General features: G+C 71.8%; 23 protein-coding genes. 19 read left to right on the plus strand and 4 right to left on the minus strand.

The features are described 5' to 3' along the window. Window positions 1-9 precede the first annotated feature (9 nt). From LQ327_RS10140 to LQ327_RS10155, 5 genes are read left to right on the plus strand one after another with little or no spacing between them, the layout of a single operon-like run. Window positions 10-798 carry a TIGR04283 family arsenosugar biosynthesis glycosyltransferase gene (locus LQ327_RS10140; protein WP_230732380.1) on the plus strand — a complete coding sequence of 263 codons (789 nt, stop codon included), beginning with the start codon at window positions 10-12 and terminating at the stop codon, window positions 796-798. After that, window positions 795-2,168 (plus strand): dihydrolipoyl dehydrogenase family protein, encoded by a 1,374-nt coding sequence (locus LQ327_RS10145; protein ID WP_230732392.1) that lies wholly within the window; start codon window positions 795-797, stop codon window positions 2,166-2,168. Before LQ327_RS10140 ends, LQ327_RS10145 begins: the two co-directional genes overlap by 4 nt. Beyond that, window positions 2,165-3,541: a radical SAM family protein gene (locus tag LQ327_RS10150; RefSeq protein ID WP_230732395.1), complete on the plus strand. Its 1,377-nt coding sequence runs from the start codon at window positions 2,165-2,167 to the stop codon at window positions 3,539-3,541. The genes LQ327_RS10145 and LQ327_RS10150 overlap by 4 nt, the downstream gene beginning before the upstream one ends. Further along, a complete protein-coding gene (locus tag LQ327_RS33820) occupies window positions 3,541-3,672 on the plus strand; it encodes a hypothetical protein (protein ID WP_269069232.1) in 132 nt (43 codons plus the stop codon). The genes LQ327_RS10150 and LQ327_RS33820 overlap by 1 nt, the downstream gene beginning before the upstream one ends. Before the next feature lie 27 nt (window positions 3,673-3,699). Next, window positions 3,700-4,119 (plus strand): AhpC/TSA family protein, encoded by a 420-nt coding sequence (locus tag LQ327_RS10155; protein WP_230732397.1) that lies wholly within the window; start codon window positions 3,700-3,702, stop codon window positions 4,117-4,119. Here LQ327_RS10155 and LQ327_RS10160 read toward each other — a convergent pair. The 3 genes from LQ327_RS10160 to LQ327_RS10170 all read right to left on the minus strand — a co-directional run bounded on the left by LQ327_RS10160 (window position 4,101) and on the right by LQ327_RS10170 (window position 5,945). Next, the gene (locus LQ327_RS10160) at window positions 4,101-4,694 is read right to left on the minus strand and encodes a hypothetical protein (protein ID WP_230732399.1); all 594 of its coding nucleotides are present in this window, start codon (window positions 4,692-4,694) and stop codon (window positions 4,101-4,103) included. The genes LQ327_RS10155 and LQ327_RS10160 overlap by 19 nt on opposite strands. Before the next feature lie 88 nt (window positions 4,695-4,782). Next, window positions 4,783-5,508 (minus strand): cytochrome c oxidase assembly protein, encoded by a 726-nt coding sequence (locus tag LQ327_RS10165; protein ID WP_230732401.1) that lies wholly within the window; start codon window positions 5,506-5,508, stop codon window positions 4,783-4,785. Beyond that, entirely contained in the window at window positions 5,505-5,945 is a 441-nt protein-coding gene (locus LQ327_RS10170) for a hypothetical protein (protein WP_230732403.1), read from the minus strand. Before LQ327_RS10170 ends, LQ327_RS10165 begins: the two co-directional genes overlap by 4 nt. Window positions 5,946-6,147: 202 nt before the next feature. Here LQ327_RS10170 and LQ327_RS10175 point away from each other — a divergent pair, with 202 nt between their 5' ends. From LQ327_RS10175 to LQ327_RS10240, 14 genes are all read left to right on the plus strand, one after another. Then, window positions 6,148-6,408 (plus strand): hypothetical protein, encoded by a 261-nt coding sequence (locus tag LQ327_RS10175; protein ID WP_230732405.1) that lies wholly within the window; start codon window positions 6,148-6,150, stop codon window positions 6,406-6,408. A gap of 348 nt (window positions 6,409-6,756) precedes the next feature. Beyond that, the gene (locus LQ327_RS10180) at window positions 6,757-7,644 is read left to right on the plus strand and encodes an MlaE family ABC transporter permease (protein ID WP_230732406.1); all 888 of its coding nucleotides are present in this window, start codon (window positions 6,757-6,759) and stop codon (window positions 7,642-7,644) included. Window positions 7,645-7,658: 14 nt separating this feature from the next. Continuing rightward, a complete protein-coding gene (locus LQ327_RS10185; RefSeq protein WP_230732408.1) occupies window positions 7,659-8,537 on the plus strand; it encodes an ABC transporter permease in 879 nt (292 codons plus the stop codon). Between the two features lie 260 nt (window positions 8,538-8,797). After that, window positions 8,798-9,559 (plus strand): ABC transporter ATP-binding protein, encoded by a 762-nt coding sequence (locus tag LQ327_RS10190; protein WP_230733209.1) that lies wholly within the window; start codon window positions 8,798-8,800, stop codon window positions 9,557-9,559. A gap of 5 nt (window positions 9,560-9,564) precedes the next feature. Next, the gene (locus tag LQ327_RS10195; protein WP_230732410.1) at window positions 9,565-10,836 is read left to right on the plus strand and encodes an Mce/MlaD family protein; all 1,272 of its coding nucleotides are present in this window, start codon (window positions 9,565-9,567) and stop codon (window positions 10,834-10,836) included. Continuing rightward, window positions 10,836-12,248: an MlaD family protein gene (locus tag LQ327_RS10200; RefSeq protein WP_230732419.1), complete on the plus strand. Its 1,413-nt coding sequence runs from the start codon at window positions 10,836-10,838 to the stop codon at window positions 12,246-12,248. The genes LQ327_RS10195 and LQ327_RS10200 overlap by 1 nt, the downstream gene beginning before the upstream one ends. Next, a complete protein-coding gene (locus LQ327_RS10205; protein WP_230732431.1) occupies window positions 12,248-13,606 on the plus strand; it encodes an MlaD family protein in 1,359 nt (452 codons plus the stop codon). The genes LQ327_RS10200 and LQ327_RS10205 overlap by 1 nt, the downstream gene beginning before the upstream one ends. Beyond that, on the plus strand, window positions 13,603-15,075 hold the full coding sequence (locus LQ327_RS10210; protein ID WP_230732446.1) for an MlaD family protein: 1,473 nt from the start codon (window positions 13,603-13,605) through the stop codon (window positions 15,073-15,075). Before LQ327_RS10205 ends, LQ327_RS10210 begins: the two co-directional genes overlap by 4 nt. After that, entirely contained in the window at window positions 15,072-16,415 is a 1,344-nt protein-coding gene (locus LQ327_RS10215; RefSeq protein WP_230732458.1) for an MlaD family protein, read from the plus strand. The genes LQ327_RS10210 and LQ327_RS10215 overlap by 4 nt, the downstream gene beginning before the upstream one ends. A 10-nt stretch (window positions 16,416-16,425) precedes the next feature. Continuing rightward, a complete protein-coding gene (locus LQ327_RS10220; protein ID WP_230732471.1) occupies window positions 16,426-17,730 on the plus strand; it encodes an MlaD family protein in 1,305 nt (434 codons plus the stop codon). Window positions 17,731-17,749: 19 nt separating this feature from the next. Next, entirely contained in the window at window positions 17,750-20,170 is a 2,421-nt protein-coding gene (locus LQ327_RS10225; RefSeq protein ID WP_230732473.1) for an RND transporter family protein, read from the plus strand. Beyond that, entirely contained in the window at window positions 20,171-21,280 is a 1,110-nt protein-coding gene (locus LQ327_RS10230) for a peptidylprolyl isomerase (RefSeq protein WP_230732476.1), read from the plus strand. After that, window positions 21,277-21,489 (plus strand): hypothetical protein, encoded by a 213-nt coding sequence (locus LQ327_RS10235; RefSeq protein ID WP_230732479.1) that lies wholly within the window; start codon window positions 21,277-21,279, stop codon window positions 21,487-21,489. Before LQ327_RS10230 ends, LQ327_RS10235 begins: the two co-directional genes overlap by 4 nt. Before the next feature lie 37 nt (window positions 21,490-21,526). Then, window positions 21,527-22,072 (plus strand): COG4315 family predicted lipoprotein, encoded by a 546-nt coding sequence (locus LQ327_RS10240; RefSeq protein ID WP_230732482.1) that lies wholly within the window; start codon window positions 21,527-21,529, stop codon window positions 22,070-22,072. A 48-nt stretch (window positions 22,073-22,120) separates the two neighbouring features. Here the strand turns inward: LQ327_RS10240 and LQ327_RS10245 are convergent, their stop codons facing one another. Continuing rightward, entirely contained in the window at window positions 22,121-23,083 is a 963-nt protein-coding gene (locus LQ327_RS10245) for an ATP-binding cassette domain-containing protein (protein ID WP_230732496.1), read from the minus strand. Window positions 23,084-23,252 lie beyond the last annotated feature (169 nt).

The following is a 23,252-nucleotide window of genomic DNA, read 5'->3' on the forward strand; positions in this document are numbered from 1 at the left end:
GACTCGTTCGTGGCGTCTACGTGCACGAACGAGTCGTTCGTCCCGAACGGCGAGGGGGACGGCGAGGGGGCCGGCGACGGGGTCGGCGAGCAGCACGGCGGAGGTCCCGACGGCGAGCTCAGCGTCTCGATCATCGTCCCGGTCCGCGACGAGGAGGCCGGGATCGAGACGACGCTTCGGGCGCTGCGGACGGCGTTCGGGGACTGCGAGCTGATCGTCGTCGACGGCGGCAGCCGTGACGCCACCGTCGCGCGGGCCGAGCCGCACGCGACGGTGCTGCACGCCGACGGCGGCCGCGGGCCACAGCTCAACGCCGGCGCGGCCGCCGCCCGGGGCGATGTCCTCTGGTTCGTGCACGCCGACGCCCAGCTCGACCCGGGAGCGCTCCCGGCCCTGCGCGCGGCGCTGGCCGACGAGCGCGTGGTCGGCGGCGGCTGCCGGCTGCGGTTCGACCGCACCGGCCCGGTGCTGCGGTGGCTGCAGTGGACCTCGAACCTGCGGGCCCGGCACCTGCACTGGATCTTCGGGGACCAGGCGATGTTCGTGCGCCGGAGCACCTTCGACGAGGTCGGCGGCTTCCCCGAGATCCCGATCATGGAGGATCTGGAGATGTCGCGCCGCCTGGCCCGCCGTGGACGCCTCGCGGTCCTGCCGACGCCGTGCACGGCCTCCGCCCGCCGCCTCGTCGACCAGGGCCCGGCCCGGATGCTGGTCCTCATGCAGCTCTACAAGCTGCAGTACTTCCTCGGCGTCGACCCGCACACCATCCGACGCCGGTACGAAGCGAGACACCGATGAGCCACGACCTCCTCGTGATCGGCGCCGGCGCCGGCGGGCTCTCCGCCGCCCGTGCCGGCGTCCGGGCGCGGCTGGCGACCGCACTGGTCACCGACGGACCGATCGGCGGCGACTGCACGTTCACCGGCTGCGTCCCGTCGAAGACACTCCTCGCCGCGGCGGCGGCCGGCGCCTCGGCGACGGACGCGCTCGCCCGCGTCCGCGCCACGGTCGCCCGCGTCGCCGCCACCGAGACACCGGAGGCGCTCCGCGACGAGGGCGTCGACGTCGTCGAAGGACGGGCCCGGTTCGCCGGGCCGGGCGCGCTGGTCCTGGACGACGGCCGGACGTTGGCCGCCCCCCGCATCGTCCTCGCCACCGGCGCGACGCCGCTGCTGCCCGACCTGCCGGGGCTCGCCGCCGCCGACCCGCTGACCACCGACACCGTGTTCGACCTCGACGGCACCCCGGGCTCGTTGATCGTGCTCGGGGCGGGCCCGGCCGGGTGCGAGCTTGCTCAGGCGTTCGCCCGCCTCGGGACCGCCGTCACGCTCGTCGACCGGGCGGACCGCGTGCTGCCCGGCCTGGACGCCGACGTGAGCGCGGTGGTGGCCGACGCGCTGCGCCGCGAGGGCGTGGACGTGCGGCTCGGTACCGGACCCGCCGACGTCGAGGCGCTCGGTGACGGCCGGCTACGGCTTCACGACGTCGAAGCCGACCGCCTCCTCGTCGTGACCGGCCGCCGCCCGGCCACCGCCGATCTCGACTTGGACCGGGCCGGCATCGGGATCGGCGCCGACGGTGCCGTCGTCATCAACGACCACCTCGCGACGACGACGGCGGGCGTGTTCGCCGTCGGTGACGTGGCCGGGACCCAGCACACCCACGCGGCCGACGAGATGGGGCGGATCGCGGTGGCGAATGCCGGGCGACCGGCGTGGCGGCGGCGCCGGTTCCGGCCGCACCTCGTGCCCCGCGTGGTATTCACCGACCCGGAGGTGGCGACGATCGGGCTGAGCGAGTCCGAGGCCGGGCCTGACGCCTGGGTCGCGGAGATCCCGATGAGCGCGGTCGACCGCGCCGTGACGGCCGGACGCGAGGAGGGGTTCGTGCGGCTGGTGGCCGGCCCGCCTCCCGGAACGAGGCGCCTCACCCGCGACGGGCTGCGGAAGGTCGGTGGCGGACGTCTGGTCGGCGCCACGATCGTCGCCGAGCGCGCGGGGGAGATGATCGCGGAGGTGGGACTGGCGATGCGGACCGGCGCGCTCACCGGTCGGCTCGCCCAGACCGTGCACGCCTACCCGACGTGGTCGCTCGCGGTGCGCCAGGCCGCGGCGGCGCTGGCCACCGGCGCGAGCCCCGGGGTCACGGTTCGGAGGGCAGTCCGGTGAGTCTCAGGACCTGGTGGCGCCGCACCCGCCCCACCGACCCGGAATTCGTCGCCGCCCTGGCCCGCCGCTGGGCGGAACTCCCGGCCGTGGCCCGGACGAGGGCGCAGGTCATCGGGCGGCACGCGGTCGGCTGCGAGGGCACCCACGGCGTCTTCCCGCGCTGCAACCTGTCCTGCGCCCCCTGCTACCACTCGCGCGACGCCAACCGGGTGCGCGTCGACGGGGAGCACACCGTCCGCGAGGTCGATGCGCAGATGTCGCTGCTGCGCCAGCGCCGAGGACCGGTGGCCCACGCCCAGCTCATCGGCGGCGAGGTGACCCTGCTCGACCCCGACGACCACGCCGCGGCCCTGCTCGCCATGCGCGCCCACGGCCGCGAGCCGATGAGCATGACCCACGGCGACATGGACGACGACTACCTCGAGCGGCTCGCCCTCGGGCCCGACGGCCGCCGTCGGCTGCACCGGATCTCGTTCGCCGGCCACTTCGACTCGCTGATGACCGGCCGCCGCGGCATCCCCCGGCCGCCCGACGAGGCGTCGCTGAACCCGTACCGGCGGGCCTTCGTCGCACGGTTCGAGCGCCTGCGCCGCGAGCACCGGGTGCGGTACTTCGTCGCGCACACCATGACGGTCTCGCCGGCCAACGTCGCCGAGGTCGCCGGCGTGACCCGCGACGCCGGCCGGATGGGCTTCGGGATGCTCGCGTTCCAGCCCGCCGCGTTCGTCGGGGACCATCGCCGCTGGCACGAGCCGTACCGCGCGATGACCGACGACGACGTCTGGGCGGAGATCGCGCGGGGGATCGGCGCCCGGCTGGACCACACGTTCGTCCAGCACGGCGACCTGCGGTGCAACCGCGTGGTCTACGGCTTCTGGGTGGGCGCCCGGTGGCATCCGATCGCCGACGGCGACGACCCGCGCGACGTCGCCGCCCGCGACGCGTTCCTGGACTGGTTCGGGCCGGTGAACTTCATCGGCTCGTCGGCGCCGGTCCTGCTCGTCAAGATCGCCCGGGTGGTCGCGCGGCACCCGCGGGCGGTGCCGATCGCGCTCGGCTGGGTGCGGCGCCGACTGCGGGCGGTGGGGCTTCGCGCCGTGCTGCGGCACGGGGTCCGGCCGATGTCGGTGGTCATGCACTCGTTCATGGACGCCGCCGACGTCGCGCCGGCGTGGGCTGCGACGCAGCGCGGGGAGGTCGCCGACGACGAGGCGGTGCGCGCGACCCAGGAGCGGCTCGCCGCCTGCCACTACACGATGGCCCACCCGTCGACGGGCGAGCTGGTGCCGGCCTGCGTCCAGCACGCCGTGCTCGACCCCGCCGAGAACGTCGAGCTGCGGCGCCTGCTCCCGATCGCGGAGGTGCGTCGCTGATGCCCCGGCTGGTGACCGACCCGGTCGCTCTCACCGGCCTGGTGCTCCCCGACGCGCGGGATGGCCGCGCGGTCGATCTCGGGGCGTTGCCGGGTCCGGCCGTGCTCGTCGCGATCCGCCACCGGCATTGACTGCCCTGCCGACGCCACCTGGTCCAGGTGGCCAGCGCCGCCGGTGACGCCGTGCCCGTCGTGGCGGTGGGGTTCGACCGCGCCGATCACCTCGGCCCGCTGGCCGACCATCTCGGCTGGTCGGCGCCGTTCCTCGCCGACGAGGACCGCCGGCTGTACGCCCGGCTCGGGATGCGGCGGGCGCCGTGGTGGCGGGTGTTCTCGCCGCGCACGCTCGCGTTCTACCGCCGCGCGGTCCGCGGCGAACCGGTCCCTGAGCCCGATGATCCGGCGCCGGTCGACGTGTTCCAGATGGGCGGCGACGCGGTGGTCGTCGGCGGCGTGGCCGTGCGGCGCTGGTTGCCGCGGACGCCGGTCGACCGGGTCGCCCCCGAGGTGGTCGTGGCCGCGGCCAGGGGCGAGCGCAGCGACGGGGAAGCGGGCGGGGCCTACACCGAGAGCATGTAGAGCATCCCGAGCGCGAGCACGGCCAGGGCGATCGGCACGACGGCGTCCGCCCGGGCCGAGGTCTCGACCGCTGCGTCGTCCGACGCCGGATGACCGCCCGGGTCGACGAGGCGGCGCGACGAGCGCTGGGGTGCGCCGCGCAGTGCCCGGACGGCGACGGTCACGCGGAGCGCGACCTGCACGGCCAGGTAGCAGGCGAACAGCACGCAGATGATCACTGGCCGGACGTCGGCGGGGATCTGGATGTAGGCGAGGGTGACCATGTCGACGGTCGCGACCAGCCACGACGCGGGCGGCCGGGCCCGGACCGCCATCGCGGCGGTCGCGACGACACCGACCAGCCCAATGACGAAGACGATCAGCGCCGGGCCGTTGAAGCCCGGGGTGTCCATCGGGTTGGCCGCGTACATGACGACCATCCCCACGGCCATGACGACGTACGCCGCGTGCCACCACCGCGCGGGCCCGGATGCCGTGGCGGCTGCCCGGCCGAGCACGAGGACCACCCCGAGGAGCAGGACCACCCAGATCGCGCGCCACCAGGTGGGGAGGAGCTCGGCCGCCGTGGGATACATCGTCGTCCCTTCGCTCGCGCCCGCCGAAGACAGCGGAACCTAGCAAACCGGACGCGGGAGTCCGTTCGGCGCGGACCGTCGAGCCCGACTAGTGGCGCCCACCCTCGCGGAGCGCCCGGACGCCGAGGGCCGCCGTGATCACCACCAGCAGACCACCGCCGGCGGCCCAGAGGATCGTGCCGCCCCGGTGCACGTCGTCGGGCGCGAAGGTCGGCGCCGAACCCGCGGACGACGACGCGAGGATCCCGCCGACCGCGATCGTCACGACCGTTGCGGCCGTGAGCAGCGAGAACCGGACGGTGTACGAGGGGGCGAGCGCGGCACGGAAGAACAGCAGCCCGGCGCCCAGCCACACGAGCTGCTGCAGCACCGAGAGCACCGGGCTCGCCGCGACCGCGACGGGGAACGTCGTGAGCCGGGTGAGCACCACGACCAGCGCGTAGACCACCAGCGCGACCGCCGGACCGGCCACCGTCCGAGCGATGCGCCCGAGCTGGTCGAGCCGGGACGCCGTTCGCTCGGAGCACCCCCTGCGGACGAGCTCGACCGGTCGACCCGCCACCCACAGCGCCGGTACCACGACGGTCAGCAGCAGCTGCAGGACGACGCCCACCGCGAATGACCGCGGCGCGCGGATGCCGACGCCGGAGTCGACCGCGACGACAGCGGCCACCAGCGCCGCCATCGCCGACACGGTCCGGATCAGCGGCCAACCACCGACGTGCAGGACGGACCGGAGGTACAGCGCGGCCAGCGCGGTCACGACGAGCTCGGCGCCCCAGGTGGTGCGCCACGTGGTGAGCAACGCGCTCACGGCAGGAGCGCCTGGAACCGCTGCATCCGCTTGCGACCCGGGTTGAGGCTGGTGTGGGACGGCATCCGCATCACCGAGATCCGCCGGGTCGCGACGCCGCCCGGACGACCGGCGAGGGTGACGACCTCGGTGATCTCGTCGGCGGTCGACCCCTCGAACGGGCGCGCCTGCGGATGCGGGTGGCAGAAGTAGATCCGGTAGATGCGGCCGTCGACCGCGAGGTCGCAGACCGGCAGCTCGATGCGCTCGGGCCAGGAGTACCCGACCCGTCCGAGATCGCCGGAGCAGATCACCTCGTGGCCACTGGCGAGGACGAACTCGGTGCCCCGCACCAGGAACAGGCACGGCTCGAACGAGCGGGCGTCGAGCACGACCCGCCGGACCTTCGGGTCCCACCAGACCGGCGACTCGAAGTCGTAGTCCCCGTCGCCCTCCATGCCCCGCTCCTCGAGGTCGGTGCTGCCCGCCGTCGGGTGGGGTGACAGCGTGCCAGCCTCCCCGGTCCGGGTCCTGCGCGGTCGCCTGGGAACCGAAGGGAGGAGGCACCCACCCTCCAGGACCGATGCCGGAGGGCGCACCCACCGGGATCGTCGAGCGTTCACCACAAGAGCGAGGCATCCGACCCGAGGAGGAATCCCGTTGACCGCAGCGGCCGTCGGTCAGGGTGTCCTGATGGGCCTGGTGTCCGATCCCGGTGCGCCCTGCTGGGCACGTTCGGCCGTGGGGATCGGGGTGGCGGCCATCTGCTGGTTCGGCTACCTCGGGGCCCGGGCCTCGTACCGACACCACCGGGACGGGCGGATCAGCGCCGCCCGGCTGACCGGGGCCGCGGTGACCGTGGGGGTCCTCGGTGCGCTGGCCCTGCTGTGGGTCGGTTTCTCGAGCGCTTTCCCCACCTGAGCGGACACATCCCCGGAGATCCCCCCTACGGACGTGTCATGTCCTCCCTGAGGTTGATGCCCGCTACTCCGTTCGACACCAGCATGAGTCGGTGATGACCCGTGACCGCCGGCACGCCGCGCCACCCGAATCCGGGTGGCGCGGCGTGCCGGCGGCGACCGGTCCCGACCGGAGGCCGAGGTCCTGGGAGCCAGGCGCCTCGGTCCTCCAGGGGGCCGACACTCCCCCCGAGGGCGGGGGTCTGTCCCTCTTTCGGCAGGGGTCCCGTGTCGTCGGCATCAACCAGACGTTGAGCGCTGCACCAGTACGCCCAGCGTCCGAATGGGTCTCTCGAAGGGAGGAAGCCCGGTGAGCACCGACACCAGCAGGCTGGACAGCGGTGCGTCGCCCGGGAGCGCGGGGTCGATCCCCGACACCCGGGAGCGCAGCAAGACGCTGACCCCGCCGCGATGGCTCGGCCAGGCCGGCGAACCCCTCGTCATCGTCGGAGAGATCTTCCGCCTGGGCTTCCAGGTCTTCGCGATGGCGATCAAGCAGCCCTACGGCTACTGGGCCGACACCCGCGACCAGTGCTACAGCGCGCTCAAGCTGTGCTGGTTCCCGATGGCGGTGGCGACGTTCGCGTTCGGGTTCGGTGCGCCGGGCCTGTCCGGCGGCGCGATCTTCCACATCTTCGGCATCCCGTCCCGTCTGGGCTCGTTCTTCCAGTTCGCGAGCATCCGGGAGTTCGCTCCCTTCATCGACGGGATGGTGGTCGCCGGCGTCGTCGGTACGGCCGTCACGGCCGATCTGGGCGCCCGCAAGATTCGCGAGGAACTCGACGCGATGGAGGTCCTCGGCGTCGATCCGATCCGCTCGCTGGTCATCCCGCGCGTCCTGTCGATCACCTTCATGACGGCGATCTTCGACATCATGGCCCTGATCATGGGTCTGATCAGCGGTTATCTCGCCGCCGGCCCGGTGTTCGGCGCGGACCTGCCCGCCTACACCGCGAGCCTGTACGACCTGCTCAACGTCCCGGACGTGATCGGCAGCCTGGCCAAGGCCGCGTGCTTCGGTCTCGTGATCGGCGTCGTGTCCTGCTACATGGGCCTCAACGTCAAGGGCGGCTCCATCGGCGTGGGCCGTGCGGTGAACCAGTCCGTGGTCATCGCCTTCGCGGGTGTGTGGATCGTGAACTTCGTCTTCACGAGCATGCTGCTCGGCCTCAGCCCGTCGCTCTACGTCTTCAAGTAAGGGGGCGGCCGAAGATGTCCGTCGACGACGACACCAAGCAGTACGACACGTCGAAGGCGCCGATGAAGGCGCCGGAGCCGCAGCCGATCTACCTCGGCTTCTCGACGTTCAAGGAGAAGGTCCGCGCCGGCCTCTACACCTCCGGTGAGATCGGCGTCTTCATCCAGGGCACGATCCGGGACTTCCCGGACATGCTGCGGCGCTACATCCCGGAGATGTTCCGCCAGCTCGGCCTCCTCATCATCGGCAGCGCCCTGGTGCTCTGGATGATGATGTTCATCATGGGCCTGGAGTGCGGCCTCGAGGCCGGCTACGTGCTCAAGCAGATCGGTGCCCCGCTGTACTCCGGCGTCTTCAACGCCTACTGCGGGCTCCGTGAGTGCTCGGTCTACATGTGGGGCTGGATCCTCGCGGCGAAGGTCGGCTGCGGCTACGTCGCCGAGATCGGCTCGATGCGGATCTCCGACGAGATCGACGCCATGGAGGTCATGGGCGTCAAGTCGAAGAGCTACCTGGTCGGCACCCGCATCATGTCGGCCCTGATCGCCTTCCCGTTCCTGTGGGCCACCGGGCTGGGCATGCTCTACCTCGGCCAGTACCTCATGACGGTCGTGAACATCGGTGAGGTCTCGCCCGGCGGGTACTTCTACATCTTCTGGCTCTACCAGAGCCCGTACGATCTGGTCGCCTCACTCATCAAGGTGATGGTGGAATCGCTCGCCATATGCGGAGTGGGTCTCTATTACGGCTATCACGCCGGTGGAGGACCAGTCGGTGTGGGTCAGGCGACGGCAAAATCAATGATTCTCAACATGGTGCTGATATCCGTCATCGGGGCCCTCGGGACACTGTTCTTCTGGGGCATCGACGTGAACGCACCCATCTCCAACTGAACCGGTCGAGGAACCGGGCGCCGACGTAGCCGAAACTCGACCCCAGCGCTCCCGTGGGGCGCTGGGGTCGAGTTTTCTGTGCCCGCTCGACAATCGTCGGTGCCCGCACTACCCGCGTTATTTTCCCGTAACCCTCGCCGTCCCTCGTCGTTTGAGGTGTAAAGGCGCCCCGGAGGTCAGTCGTGTCGGAAACCGAACCCATCGCCATCAACGCGGCCCAGGACCAGCAGCGGGGCGCCTCGGAGACGAGTGGTAGCGGGATCAGCAGCGCCACCAAGCTGCAGGTGCACAACCTGTCGAAGTCGTTCGGCTCGTCGCAGGTCATGAAGAACATCAACTTCGACTTCGCCGACAACGCGATCACGACGGTTCTCGGGCCGTCGGGTACCGGCAAGAGCGTGCTGATCAAGCACCTCGTCGGCCTGCTCGAGCCCGACACCGGCGAGGTCCTGGTGGACGGCGACGACATCTGGGCGATGACCGAGGACGAGCGCTACTCGATGCGGACCCGGTTCGGGGTGTGCTGGCAGGACGGCGCGCTGTTCGGTTCCATGAACCTCTACGACAACACCGCGTTCCCGCTCCGGACCCACACCAAGATGTCCGAGAAGGAGATCGAGGAGAAGGTCATGCGCCTTCTCGAGGAAGTGGGTCTCGGACACTCGGCGCACAAGGCTCCGAATGAGATCTCCGGTGGCATGAAGAAGCGCGCCGGATTCGCCCGGGCCATGGTCATGGACCCCGAGTTCGTCATCTTCGACGAGCCGGACTCGGGTCTCGACCCGGTCCGGACCAGCCTGCTCTGCGACATCATCCTGGACGTCCACCAGAAGCACGGCGGGACGTACCTGCTGGTCACGCACGACATGGCCACCGCCCGGAAGGTCAGCGACTACATCGGACTGATCTGGCAGGGCGAGGTCGTGCACTACGGCCCGGCCAAGGAAGCGTTCGAGAACGAGGACCCGTTCGTGAAGCAGTTCCTCGCCGGAGAGTCGGCCGGACCCCTCGGAATGGATTAAAAACCATGCGTTTCACGCCCACCCGCGTCCTCGTGGGGGTGGTCATTCTTCTGCTCATCGCCGGTGGCATCGTTCTCATCACGACGCCCACCGGGTACAAGGCGACGGCTTTCCTCCCCGCCGGTAACCCGAACATCATCGAGGGCGCCCCCGTCCTGATCAACGGCTTCCCCAAGGGCAAGGTCGACAAACTCGTCCCGGAGGGTCAGGGAGCGGAGATCACGATCGCGACGGACAGCGACGTCGCTCCCCTCCACGCCGGCGCGGTGGTCTTCGTGCAGTGGAGCGCCGCCGTCGGTGAGCGCCTCATCCAGGTGAACGACGGGCCCCCCTCGAACCCCGAGATCCCGGACGGCGGCCGCATCGAGGGCAACATGCCCAAGCCGATGGAGCTCAGCGACGTCCTCGCCGCCCTCGACCCGGCCACCCGCAGCCGCCTCGGCCCGGTGATCCAGCAGCTCCAGGGAACCCTCGCGGGTCACGAGCAGGACCTGAACAACACGCTCGCGACGGCCGGTCCGGCCTTCACCGCGATCGGCAACGTCTTCCGCGGGGTCGCCATCGACGAGCCGGCGATCAACCAGCTGGTCACCGACACGAACAACCTGGTGACCCGGGCCGGCTCCCACGACCAGGACATCTCCGGGATCGTGAACGACCTGTCCGTGAGCACCCACGACACGGCGCAGCAGCGCGAGGCGCTGCGGCAGGTCCTGCAGAAGCTTCCCCCGACCCTCGACCAGGCGCGGTCGACGCTGGGCAAGGTCCCGGGGACGACGGACGCGGCGGTGCCGCTGCTCGAGGACGCGAAGACGACCACCGCCAAGCTCCCCTCGGTGGCCGGTCACCTCGCGCCGGTGCTCGCGGACCTCCGGCCGACCATCGCGCAGCTCAAGCCCACCCTCGAGGCGGCCTCGCAGCTGCTCGACGAGACGCCGGGCCTGCTCGACGCGGGCGACACGACGATCCCGAAGGTCGGCGACACCTTCGGGAAGCTCTCGCCGGCCCTGCACGATCTCCAGCCGTTCACCCCGTGCGTCGTCGGCTTCCTCTCCACCTGGGGTTCGGCGGCCGCCTACCACGACCTCAACGGCGGATACGTCCACATCCCGATCCGCGAGGGCCCGGAGAGCGTCGACGAGACCCCGGTCAACCTCGGGACCGGCGCCAACAAGCCGGTCCCGCGCAACTGTGACGCGGTCTCGCAGGGCGATGCCGGTGGAACGGCGACCGGCGGGGCCAACCCGGTGTCGGCGGGACTTGGAGGACTGAACTGATGGCCCGGTCCTCGGCGAGCACCAACTCCGGCCCGAACCCGTTCCGGGGGGTCGGCAAGGTCCACATCCTGTTCCTCGCGCTGGTGGCCCTCCTCGGGGCCACCGCGATGACGACGGCGGTCACCGCGAAGCAGGGTGACGGCCAGACGGTCGTCGCCGACTTCGCGAACATCGGCGCGATGACCAGCCAGGCGCAGGTCAAGATCGGCGGCGTCGTGGTCGGCACGACCGGCTCCCCGACGGTCGACCCGGACCGCAAGGTCGCGCTGGTGCCCATGAACCTGGAGCAGAAGGCGCTGCCGCTGCACGTCGACGCCACGGCGACGATCCGCCAGCTCTCCCTCATCGGCGAGAAGTACGTCGACCTGAACCCCGGCACGCCGTCGGCCCCGATCCTGGAGCCCGGACAGGGGCTGTCGGTGAAGCAGACCAGCTTCGCCGAGGACTACCAGAACATCGTCCAGGCACTGAACGACCCGACGGCGGCCGGCCTCTCCTCGATCCTGCGCACGCTCGGCGGCGGGATCGCGAACCGCGGCCAGAACGTCCAGGACATCATGCGCGAGCTGAAGCCCGCCTTCGGTGACACCTCGGCGCTCGCCGCCTCGCTGAGCCGGCAGAACCAGCTGCTCGGCCAGGTGATCGACCAGGTCCAGCCGGTGACGAACGGCCTGGCGGCCGACCAGGGCAAGACCCTGGACAACACCGTCGGCTCGGCCACCAACCTGCTCGGCACCACCGCGGCGAACGAGCAGCAGCTGCGGGACACGCTGGCCGAGCTCCCTTCGACCCTGTCCGCGGCGCAGAAGACCCTCGACGACCTCACCGGCACCGCCGGGGCGACCCAGAAGACCCTCGGTGCCCTGCGCCCGACCGCGGACAACCTGGCCGCGATCTCCGGGGAGATCAACACGTTCACCGACTCGGCCCAGCCGGCGCTCGAGGCGGCGAACCCGCTCCTCGACAAGGCCAACACCCTGCTGGACGAGGCCCGGCCGCTGGCCGCGGAGGCGAAGACCACCGGCAAGCCGCTCTACGACACGGTGCACGGCGCCCGTCCGATCGTGGACTCGCTGACCAACAACCTCGGCGGGCCGTACGGCTCCGGCAAGGACCAGATCTGCGGCGGCACGGACCCGAACGCGTGCAACAACGACCGCATCCAGGGCGTGCTCGGCTTCCTGCACAACTGGGCGCTCACGACCAACGGCGGTGACGCCCTGAGCCACTACTTCCGGGTCTTCTTCGTCGCCGACACCCAGAACCTGACCGGCGGCGCCGGCCTGCCCAACCTCATCCCCGGGGCGAACAACACCCTGCTCAAGGGCCAGCCCGCGCCGGACGGCAGCGCCACGGGCCTCACCCCCACGCAGGAGCAGAGCGCGCTGGGCACCCTCATGGGAGGACGCTGATGGCCGGCAAGAAGAAGCGGTCGGCGCGCTTCGGTTCCGGCGTCATCGGCCTCGTGGTCGTCGTGGCGTCGGCGCTGATCGCCCTGTTCGCGCTCAACTCGGCGAAGGGCTTCCCGGGCGAGTCCCACACCTACGTCGAGGCACAGTTCACCAACACCGGTGACCTCCACGTCGACGACGACGTCCGCGAGGCGGACGTCCGGGTCGGGCGCGTGGACCGCATCGACTACGAGGGCAACGGCGTCGGGACCGTGCGCCTGCAGTTCGACGACGACAACCCGGTGTTCAAGAACGCCACCGCCCAGGTCGTCTCGCGGTCCGGTCTGGGCCAGAAGTACATCAACATCACCCGGGGCGACGCCGCGGCCGGTGCCCTGCCGACCGACGGCGTCATCCCCGCCGCCCAGACGCAGCCCGCGGTCGAGATCCTGGACCTGGCCGGCGTCTTCGACCCGAAGACGACGACCGCCGCGCAGAACGCGCTCGGGCAGCTGGGCGGCGGCCTCGAGGGCCACGCCAAGGACCTGTCCGACGCGGTCGACGCGGTCCCGAGCAACCTCCCGAAGCTGGGCACGGTCGCCCGGGCGCTGAACAACAACAACGGCGCGGACATCCAGACCGTCCTGACCTCGCTGCGCGACCTGAGCTCCTCGTTCCAGGGCAAGCAGCAGCAGATCACCGACCTCAACCGCCAGCTGGCGACCACCTTCGACGCGGTGAACGTCAACCAGGGGAGATCGCTGGCCGACCTGCTCAAGGTGGCGCCGGGCGCCTTCGCCGACGTGCGCAAGGCGCTGGTCGACCTCCAGCAGCCGCTGGAGACGACGACCCAGGCGGTCACCGCCATCCGGCCCGGGGTCGGCGCCCTCGCCGCGGCCACCCCGGACCTGCGGGGCGTCCTGCGGGAGTCGCCGCGTCCGCTCGACAAGGTCCCGGGCGTCTCCGACGTCGGGCAGCCCGCGTTCGAGGCCCTGACCCCGGCCCTGCACGACCTGCGGCCGCTGGTCACGGACATCCGCACCGGGGCCCAGAACGCCCGGCTACCGCTGGCCTGCCTCGCGCCCCTCGACGTCGGCCACGTGTTCACCAACCTCGCGATCCTGGTCCGCCAGGGCGACGCCACCGGCAACGCGGCGAGGTTCGTGCTCGTCCCGCAGGGCGGGATCATCGGCGGCGTCCCGACGAAGACCGAGCTCAGCCAGGTCAACAACACGCGCTGCCCGCAGCCGAACTTCGACGACGGCGACCACTGGGGCGACCACGGCAACGGTTCCTGGGGCGACCAGCACGGCGGTGACCAGGGCAAGGACGACCCCGACAACCAGCCCGTCGTCGACCGGAGCGGAGGGAACCGATGAAGCTCAGCTCCGCCCTGCCGGGCAAGGGAGACGGCGGTAACGGCAAGGACAGCGGGAACGGGGACGGCTCGACCAAGCGGCCGAACGTCCGCAAGGTCAACTACGCCCTCGTGGGCACGATCGTGGTGGCCGTGCTCACCCTCGGGCTGCTGGCCGGCATCACGAAGTCGGAGTGGCAGCAGTACCTGCAGTGGGGCTTCACGACCCGTGACATCCACACCACCGGCGACTACTTCACGCTCGCGAACTCCAGCAAGGTGAAGGTCGGCGGGGTCGAGGTCGGGCGCATCGACTCGGTCGAGCGCGAGCCCGACGGGTCCGCGGTCATGCACCTGCGCATCGAGTCGGACGTGCCGGACAAGGTGGGGTCCGCGCCGTCGGCCAACGTCCGGCCGGTCAGCCTTCTGGGCGGTGTCATCTACGTCGACATCATCCCCGGCGGGGACCGGACGCAGCCCTGGACCGACGACATCCCGGTGCAGCGCACGCAACTGCCGACCGAGCTCAGCCAGGTCGTCCAGGGGATCCAGCCCGACGCGGTCAAGGGCATCCCGGCCTCGATCAACGGCCTCGACCGGGCGCTGAAGGCCGGGTCCGGCCAGGCGATCCAGGGCCTGGCCAAGGACGCCCCCGCGGCCCTCGGCCCGGGCGCCGGCGTGATCGACGCCCTGCAGGGCACCAACCCGGGCAACGACCTGCCCGCGGTGGTGGACGGCCTGCAGCGCACGACGGCGGTGCTGTCCCGCCAGGACGGGCAGATCGAGTCCGTTCTCACGAACCTGCACACCACAACCTCGGCGTTCCGGGACTCGAGCAAGAACACCGTGCAGGCGATCCACGACCTGCCCGACGCCCTCGACACCGCCCGGCCCGGCCTCGCCCGCCTCGGCGGATCGCTGGACAAGCTGCGGGACACCGCCGGGCCCGCCCGGCCCGTCGTGCAGCAGGCAGGCGTGCTCCTCGACCACCTCGACCCGGTGCTGGTGAAGGCCCGTCCGGTGGTGAGCGACCTGCGGGCCGCTCTCGAGCAGACCCGCCCGGTCGTGCAGGGCCTGATCCCGGCGAGCAAGGACCTGACGACGGTCTTCAACGGGCTCAACACCCCGCTGGACCGTGTGAACGGCCCGATCGTCGACACCCTCGAGTCCGGCTACAGCCCGAACCAGGGTGCTGACGCGGGTCGCCGGCACGCCGACGTGCCCGGCGAGCACGCCGACAAGCTCCGCGAGGAGATCGGTCCGATGTTCCGCGGCCTCAACGGGGTCGCCGGCTACAACGACGCGAACGGCCACGGCATCGCGTTCAACGTCGGTGGCGGGACCGGGACGATCGCCGGGAACCCCGGCATCTCGCTGCCCACGCTGTACGCGCTGCTGAACCCGGCCGGCTCGGCGCTCCCCATGGCCTCCCAGGCCGCACTCCCCGCCCCCGTCGCCGGCCTGCTGCCCCAGACCGGAGGGAACCGATGAGCGCGCAGAACCCCGGCCGGATCCGCCGGGCGGTGCACTTCGTCCGGACCGAGCCCGGCCTGCTGCGCAACGTCATCGCCATCGTGGTGGTGGTGGCCCTGGGTCTCGGGATCGGCGGCACGGTGCTGGCCAACCAGCGCTTCACCCCGCCGTGGCAGGGACGCACCGAGGTCTGGGCCACTTTCGCCGAGGCGGCCTCGGTGGCACCGGGTCTCGGTCAGAGCGTGCAGGTCAACGGGGTCGAGGTCGGGCAGATCGCCGACGCGAAGATCGACAACAAGGGCCACGCCCTCGTGCTCATGTCGATCAACCAGAGCAGCTACGACCGGCCGATCTACCAGAACGCCACGGTCGTGATGCGCCCGACGACGCCGCTGAACACGATGTACATCGAGCTGGACCCGGGCGGTCCGCCCGCCCAGGAGGTGCCGGACCAGGGCGTCCTCCCGCTGGGCAGCAGCCAGTCGCCGGTCGAGATCGACCAGCCGCTGAGCCACCTCGACGAGAACACCCGGGAGGCGACGCGGTCGCTGCTGAGCCAGGCCGACACGGCCCTCGCCCGGGCCGGCCAGGATCTGCCGGGTGGTGTCAACGCGGTCGACGACTTCACCAAGCAGGTGCAGCCGCTGGTCGACCAGCTCGACCAGCGCCGCGACAAGATCAGGCAACTGATCACCGCCGTCGGCCAGCTGTCGCAGGCCGTGGGCGGCAACGACGTGCGCCTGACCAACCTGGCGAACTCGCTGCAGACCACGCTCCAGGCGGTGTCCGACCGCAACGACCAGCTGCGGGACAGCTTCAACCAGCTGCCGGGCGTCACCGACAAGCTCAAGGCGAGCACCGGTGCGGTCCAGGGACTGTCGGACCAGCTCGACCCGACCCTGAACGACGTCAAGCAGGCCAGCGACACGCTGCCCGACTCGCTGGGCAAGCTCAGCGACACGGTGGACACCGCGAGCAGCACGGTCGACAAGCTCGCCCCGGTGGCCCAGAAGCTGAAGCCCACGGCCGCCGACCTGCGGCCGTTCGTGAACGACGTGAACCGGACGCTGCCCGACCTCAAGCCGATCGTGCGCGACCTCGACCCGATCACGGGGAACCTGCTCCCCTACCTGCCGGACCTCACGGCGTTCGTCTACCAGACCCGGTCGGTCACCGACCTCGGGGACAACAACGGCAGGAACAGCGCCCGCGCGCTGCTGCAGTTCGGCACGTGCTCGGTGCCGGTGCCGAACCCGCTCTGCGCCGAGACGCCCGTCCCGAAGTACCCGGGCAGCCCGAAGCCCACGTGGGGGCAGGACAAGACCAAGTCCATCTCCAAGCAGAACAACGGCGGATAGGGGCTCCACGGTGAAGATTCCCCAGAAAGCGCTCCCGTGGATCCAGACCACGATCCTGCTGCTGTTCGTCGTGGTGAGCCTGGTCTTCTACGCGGTGTTCTTCGTGGGCGCCGGCGGGAAGCTCCCGCCGTTCACGTCCACGCCGTACTCGGTGGTCTTCCAGTCGCCGATCAACAAGAACCTGGTCAACCAGAGCCAGGTGACGTTGAACGGGGTGCCGGTCGGCCGCGTCCTCGACCTGTCGGTGGTCAACGGCGTGGCCCAGATCCGAGCCGGCCTCGGTGACCACCCGGAGTTCGCCCCGCTCCACCAGGGCGTCCACGCGGCGGTCAAGACGAAGACGCTCATCAACGAGACCTACGTCGACATCACCGACGGCAACGGCCCGCCGCTGCCCGACCAGGCGGTCATCCCGATGGGCAGCGTCAGCCCGCCGGTCGACACCGACGAGCTCGTCCGCGCCCTGCCGGAGTCCGACCGGAAGAACCTCGGCGGCACGCTGCAGTCGCTGGACAAGGTCACGCAGGGCAACCAGTCCGGCATCTCGCAGACGGTGGGCAGCCTCGGTGAGCCCACCCGCTACGTGCCGGCCGCCCTGACCGCGCTGAGCCGGCAGGAGATGGCGCTGCGCCAGCTCTCGACGAACACCGCGAAGGTCCTCGACGCGCTCGACACGCGACAGGGCCAGATCGCCCAGCTGGTCGGTGACGCGGACGACGTCACCAAGGTGACCGCCGGGAGCTCCGACGACCTGAAGGCGGTCATCTCGAAGCTGGCGCCGACCCTGTCGACGGCCCAGGACGCCAGCGGCGACCTCTCGCGGCTCGGTGGGGCACTGCAGCCGGTGGCGCAGAACCTCAACGACGCGTCCGGCCCGCTCAACGACGCGCTCCGTCAGCTGCCGGGGGCGTCGAAGGACCTGCGCGGGCTGCTGCCCGCGCTGGACGAGACCCTGCAGAAGGCACCGGCCACGCTGCAGCGGGTGCCGGAGTTCGCCGGGGACGTCCAGGACATGGTGCCCAACGGACGGCAGTTCTTCGGCGAGCTCAACCCGATCCTCGCCTACCTGAAGCCGTGCGGGCCGAACGTCGCGCCGTTCTTCACCAACTTCGCGGCCGGCATCGTCCGCTCGACGCAGGCTCCGAACGGCCCGGTCGGTGGTGTGGCGCCGCAGTTCGGCTACGACAGCCTCGCGCCGCCGGCGGCGCTCCCGCCGTTCCTTCCCCCGGTCGGCCCGTTCAAGTACGACGTGGGGAACCCGCCCGGAGGGACCAACGCGCGCTGCAACACCCCGCTGGTTCCTTACACCCGGTGACTGGACAGAATCGCTCCGTATGAGGATGGCCTGGATCACACGGCGGGGAGCCCGCGGCGACGCGGGCGCCCCGCCGCGGGAATCCCTCCGTGAACGCTCGGCGCGGGCGCGGCGGCGGGTGCTCCACCCGAGCCGGCACGACCTCGTCGCCGTGATCGCGGGGCTGCTCGTGGCGGCGTTCCTCGGGGGCGGGCTGGCCCAGGTGAAGGTCGAGACCGGGGTGGACTCGTTCCTCCCGTCGAACGATCCGTCGCTGGCCCAGCTGAACGAGCTCGGGCGGTCGTTCGGCGGGGACCCGATCGTCGTCCTGCTCCAGAACCCGCAGCCGCGGGCGATGCTGCAGACGAACCAGCTCCCGGGGGTGCTCGACCTCGAGAAGCAGCTCGGGAACGAGCCCGACACCGCGGCGCTCTACGGGCCGGTCGGCACCCTGAACAACATCGCCGGCCAGGCCCAGCTCGTGGTCGCCGAGCTGCTCGGTCGCCGGGACGGGCTGGTGAACGCGGCGCGGCAGGACGCCCAGAAGCGCGGCGCCGCTCCGGCCGACGTCGACGCGGCGGGCGCCCGGGCCCAGGCGGAGTTCGACAACCGGTACGCGCCGTCGATCATCCAGGCGCTGCCGACCGGGCTCCCCACGCTGAAGAACCCCCGGTTCGTCGAGAACGTGGTGTTCGACTCGACGGGCGAGGTCAAGGCCCGCTGGCACTACGTCATCCCGAACGCGAACTCGCTGGCGATCCTCGTCCGCCCGCGCGCCGGTCTCGACCAGGCCGGGACCCAGCGGTTGGTCGACAACGTCACGCAGGCCGCTCACAGCGCCGCGCTGCCACCGGGCACGACGGTGACCGTGTCCGGGGTGCCGACGATCGTCGCGGGCCTCGGTCAGTCGGTCGACACCCAGATCCCGATCATCGGCGTGATCGCCGTCGCGGCGATCGGGCTGGCCCTGTTCCTGGTCCCCTGGACCCGGCGACGACGTCGCCTCCTGCCGCTGGCGGTGACCCTCCTGGCCACCGGGATGACGGTGGCCGGGCTCGGGTGGATCGGCCACCCCCTCTCACTCGGCGTGCTCGCCTTCCTCCCGGTCCTGCTGGGGCTGGGCAGCTACTACCCGACCTATTTCGCGCAACGGGCACGCAGCCGGGTCGTGTTCGTGGTCGCGGCCGGGTCGGCGTGCAGCTTCGCGACCCTGGCCCTCACGCCGCTCGCCTTCGTGCGCGACCTGGGCATCACCCTCGCCGTCGGGATCGCCTTCGCCGTCGGCCTCGGTGCGCTGCTGGTGCGCCGCGGCGCGGACGCCCCGACGGTGCCGGAGCCCCGGCCCGCCGAGCGCCCTCAGCGCACGCTGTTCCCCGCCGCGACCCGGCGGGTCCGGCTCGGCGTCGGTGCGGGCGTGCTGGCCCTGGCCCTGGCCGGATGGGCACTGCTGGCGACCATGCCGCTGCAGACCAACATCCAGGACCTCGCCCGGGGCCTGCCGGCGATGGCCGACGCCGACCACGTCCAGGACGTCATCGGCACCAACGGCGAGCTCAACGTCGTGCTGCGCGCGAACGCCCCCGCGCCGGGGGCGCCGCCGGCCGACGTCCGCAGCCCACAGGCGTGGCAGTGGATGCAGAACGCCAACCAGCGGATCGTCGTCAACCACGGTGACGCGATGAACCCGGTGCTCTCGCTGCCCGGCCTGCTGGACTTCCTCGGCAACAACCCCACGGCCGACCAGATCCAGGCCGGCATGCGGCTGATGCCCGAGTCGCTGACCAGCTCGGTGGTGCGCGGTGACGGCCAGGTGGCGAACATGTCGTACGGCGTCTCGCTGAACGACCTCGGTGAGCTCGCCGCGGTGACCGGGCAGGTGCAGGCGGAGCTCCCGCCGCCCCCGCCGGGCATGACGGCCGAGCTCACGGGCCTGCCCATGGTCGCCGTGCGCGGCTACCAGGTCGTGTCGTCCGACCGCTACCTGGCGAGCGTCGCCGGCGTCGTGGCCGCCGGGCTGGTCCTGGCGCTCGGCCTGCGACGGCGGGTGGACGCGCTCCGCGCCGTCGTCGCCGCGGTGATCGCGACCGGCGGCTCGCTGGTGCTGCTCTGGGCGACCGGGACCGCGCTCAGTCCGCTGACGGTGGCCCTCGGCTCGCTGACCGCGGCGGTCGGCTGCGAGTTCACGGTCATGGTGTCCCAGTCCGTCCGGCAGGCCGACCGCAGCCTGCGCCGCGCGGTGGCGCTCGCCGCGGGCACCTCCGCCATCGGCTACGCGGTCCTGGCCGTCTCCCCGCTCGCGCTGATGCGGGAGTTCGGCCTGCTCCTCGCGGCGTCGGTGGGTCTCTCCTACGTCGCCGCGCTCTTCGTCGTGTGGGTGTGGCCCCCGGCCACGCCCGCCCCCGCCGTCCCCGAGGCGCCCGAGCCTGCCCCCCGAGCTCCAGTGACCATGGGAGTGTCCTAGATGCTGACCCTCGAGCGACCGCGCGCGGCGTCGACCGTCGAGAAGTTCCGCAGCCCGAAGCCGCCCCGGACCCGGCTGCGTCGGGTGCTCGTCGGAATCCTGGTCGCGCTGGTGACCCTGGCGTCCGCGCTGGGCGTGCCGGCCCTCATGGGCGCCTTCCCCTCGGTGTACACGCCGCCGCTGCCCGACGGGGCCGCGTTCGCGGTCGGGGGCCGGGTCATCACCACCGCCGAGTACGACAAGCGGCTCAAGACGATCCAGGCGCTCTACGGGGCCCAGGCCCCGACCGACCCGGCCGGGGCGGACCGGTTCCGGCGCGACGCCGCGAAGGCCATGGCGGTCGCGGACGTCATGGAGAACGCCGAGGCCGACCGCAACATCGTCATCCCCGACACCAAGGTCCGCCAGCAGCTGACCGACATGATCAGCGCGCAGTACGGGCCCGGCCCCGACGGCTACCAGAAGTTCACCGCCGGGCTGGCCCAGGCCGGGTCCTCCGAGCCCGAGGTGCTCGACGAGCTCCGCCAGCAGTACGCCTCCGCCGAGCTGATCAAGCAGGTGACCGATCCCGTCCAGGTCCAGGACAGCGAGCTGCCCGCGGAGTTCCCGAAGTACGCCGCGCGGCTCGGCTCCCCGGAGCAGCGCAAGCTCAGCAACATCGTCGTGCCGACCCAGGACCAGGCGAACGACATCCTGAACCAGGTGCGCGGCGGCGCCCCGTTCGCCGACCTCGCCCGCAGCCAGAGCCTGGACGGCGCCACCAAGGCGGCCGGCGGCGACCTCGGCGACCCGATCACCGCCGACAAGCTCCAGACGTCCTACGCCCAGGCGGCCTTCGCGGCCCCGAAGGGCCAGCCGTTCGGTCCGGTGCAGACCTCGCAGGGCTGGAACGTCGGCCTGGTCACCGACGTCATCCCGGGCAAGCCCGCCGACTTCGCCCAGTCGCAGCTCCAGCTCAAGCAGGCCGTGCTGAACGACCGGAAGATCGCGGCCTGGAGCTCGTGGCTGCAGAGCACGCTGCGCAGCGCCGGCATCCGCTACGCCGACCCGTACCGGCCCGCCGACCCCGACGGCGCCCCCGCCGGCCTCGGCGGGACGCCCGGCCAGTGACGATCAGCGTCCTCTGGTTCCTGGTCCCGATCGTCCTGCTCGTGGTCGTCGGGGTCTGGGGCTGGCGCAACGCGGACGCCCTGGCGGCGGCGATGCCGCTCGACGAGCGCACCAAGCAGAAGCGTCGGCGCGTCTACCTGCGCGGCTCGGTCGCGTGCCTGGTCGTCGCCGTCCTGTTCGTCGTGCTGATCGTCGTGTCCTTCCTCTGAAGACGCCCCGTACCGAGACACCCGACCTGGAGGACCCATGACCGTGACCGTGCGGGGAGACGTCGTCAGGCGAGCCGCGGCGCTGCCCGTCCTCCTCGTCGCCGTGGCCGCCCTGACGGCCTGCGGCGCCCAGGTGGACGAAGGTCCGAAGGCGGAGCTCTCCGGCTCCGACACCACGCTGCAGGTCCGGCCGAGCCTCTACGGCGCCGCGCTGGCCGACGGCGCGGGCCACATCCTCTACCAGTTCAGCGCCGACCGGCCGGGCTCGGCCACCTGCGCCGACGCCTGCGCGACCGTCTGGCGCCCGTACATCGCCACCGGCGAGCCCGGGGCGAAGGACGGGAACACGAACTCGCTCGACGACGACCAGATCGCCACGGTCACCCGCGCCGACGGCCGGCAGCAGGTCACCTACGCCGGCCACCCGCTGTACTACTACGCGAACGACGCCGCCCCGGGTGACCCGGACCGCGTCGACGACATCCGTGGCGCCGGCCTGGTGCAGTACGGGGGGACCTGGGCGGCGGTGAGCGCGGCGGGGGCGCCCGTCGTCCCGAACGGGCCCCTCGTCCCGCCGACCTGATCCGGCTCCCGCGCGCCGGGCACCCGTCGGTGCCCGGCGGCGACGGGCTCAGAGCACGTGCGCGAGCGCCAGGGTCATGATCACCAGGGTGACGACGACGACGCCGATGATCGCCGCCCGGACCATGGCCGGGTCGATCGTGAGGCGCAGCTTCACGCCACCCCGGGACGTCTCGTCGTCGGCCTCGATGTCCTCCATCCGGGGCGGCCCGAGGAAGTCCGAGATCTGGAACCGGTGGTCGAACTGCTCGTTGGTCTCGATCCCGTTCAGGAGCTCCGCCGCGCTGCCGGTCGTGATGATCCGCCCGTTGCACAGGATCGCCAGGTGATCGCCCAGTTCACGGGCCAGCCCGATCTTGTGCGTGGTGATCAGGAGCGTGCCGTGGGTGCGCTCGCGCCAGTTCGCCAGCGCCGCGAGGATGCGGTGCGAGTGTGCGGCGTCCAGGCAGACGTCGATGTCGTCGAGGATGAGCGCAGGAGCGTCGGTCACCAGCGCCCGCGCCAGGCCGAGCCGACGCCGGGCGTGGGCCGGCATCGCCTCCGGGCGCTGCTCGGCGACGTCGCCGAGCGCCAGCTCCTCCAGCCGGGCCATCGCCCGGCGCCGACGTTCCGCCTCGCCGACCCGGTGGTGCTTGAGGGAGTACTCGAGGTTCTCGAAGGCGGTCATCGACGCGAACAACGACGAGTCGAACAGCGACGACCCGCCGAGCAGGACACCCATCCCGTTGCGGATCTCCCGGAGGCCGGCCGGATCGGCCTCCCAGACATCCCGGCCTCCGATCTCGACGGTGCCCCGGTCGGGCTCGAGCAGGCCGACGAGGTGGCGGACCAGGGTGGTCTTCCCGGCGCCGGAGGGCCCCATCAGGACCGTGATCTCACCGGCGGGCACGTCGAGCATCAGCCGGTGCAGCACGGGGGAGTCGTCGAGGACGGTCGTGATGCCCATCAGGCGCATCCCCGGCGCGTCCACCTGGTCGTCGACCGGGCTCATCCGGTCGCTCTCGCCGCGCATCGTGTCTCCTGACCTCGCCGATCAGTCGCCGCGGCTCCACCGGCACGCGCGAAGGGGACACCCTAGGAGGTGGTCGGTTCCGCGGGGGGAATCGCCGGAAACCATGCCCCGACGAGAGAGGCGGGTGCCTCGCGCGGGGGACGCGGGCGCCGCGGGGCGGTCTCCTATC

The sequence above is a fragment of the Actinomycetospora endophytica genome (assembly GCF_021026375.1).
GTDB lineage: Bacteria > Actinomycetota > Actinomycetes > Mycobacteriales > Pseudonocardiaceae > Actinomycetospora > Actinomycetospora endophytica.

Bases quoted from the DNA above. Each gene is read 5' to 3' on its own strand.
- LQ327_RS10185 (WP_230732408.1), top strand. From the start codon at position 7,659: ATGTCCGTCGACGACGACACCAAGCAGTACGACACGTCGAAGGCGCCG.
- LQ327_RS10215 (WP_230732458.1), top strand. From the start codon at position 15,072: ATGAGCGCGCAGAACCCCGGCCGGATCCGCCGGGCGGTGCACTTCGTC.
- LQ327_RS10205 (WP_230732431.1), top strand. From the start codon at position 12,248: ATGGCCGGCAAGAAGAAGCGGTCGGCGCGCTTCGGTTCCGGCGTCATC.
- LQ327_RS10200 (WP_230732419.1), top strand. From the start codon at position 10,836: ATGGCCCGGTCCTCGGCGAGCACCAACTCCGGCCCGAACCCGTTCCGG.
- LQ327_RS10170 (WP_230732403.1), bottom strand. From the start codon at position 5,945: ATGGAGGGCGACGGGGACTACGACTTCGAGTCGCCGGTCTGGTGGGAC.
- LQ327_RS10195 (WP_230732410.1), top strand. From the start codon at position 9,565: ATGCGTTTCACGCCCACCCGCGTCCTCGTGGGGGTGGTCATTCTTCTG.
- LQ327_RS33820 (WP_269069232.1), top strand. From the start codon at position 3,541: ATGCCCCGGCTGGTGACCGACCCGGTCGCTCTCACCGGCCTGGTGCTC.
- LQ327_RS10230 (WP_230732476.1), top strand. From the start codon at position 20,171: ATGCTGACCCTCGAGCGACCGCGCGCGGCGTCGACCGTCGAGAAGTTC.
- LQ327_RS10240 (WP_230732482.1), top strand. From the start codon at position 21,527: ATGACCGTGACCGTGCGGGGAGACGTCGTCAGGCGAGCCGCGGCGCTG.
- LQ327_RS10210 (WP_230732446.1), top strand. From the start codon at position 13,603: ATGAAGCTCAGCTCCGCCCTGCCGGGCAAGGGAGACGGCGGTAACGGC.
- LQ327_RS10245 (WP_230732496.1), bottom strand. From the start codon at position 23,083: ATGCGCGGCGAGAGCGACCGGATGAGCCCGGTCGACGACCAGGTGGAC.
- LQ327_RS10225 (WP_230732473.1), top strand. From the start codon at position 17,750: ATGAGGATGGCCTGGATCACACGGCGGGGAGCCCGCGGCGACGCGGGC.
- LQ327_RS10160 (WP_230732399.1), bottom strand. From the start codon at position 4,694: ATGTATCCCACGGCGGCCGAGCTCCTCCCCACCTGGTGGCGCGCGATC.
- LQ327_RS10145 (WP_230732392.1), top strand. From the start codon at position 795: ATGAGCCACGACCTCCTCGTGATCGGCGCCGGCGCCGGCGGGCTCTCC.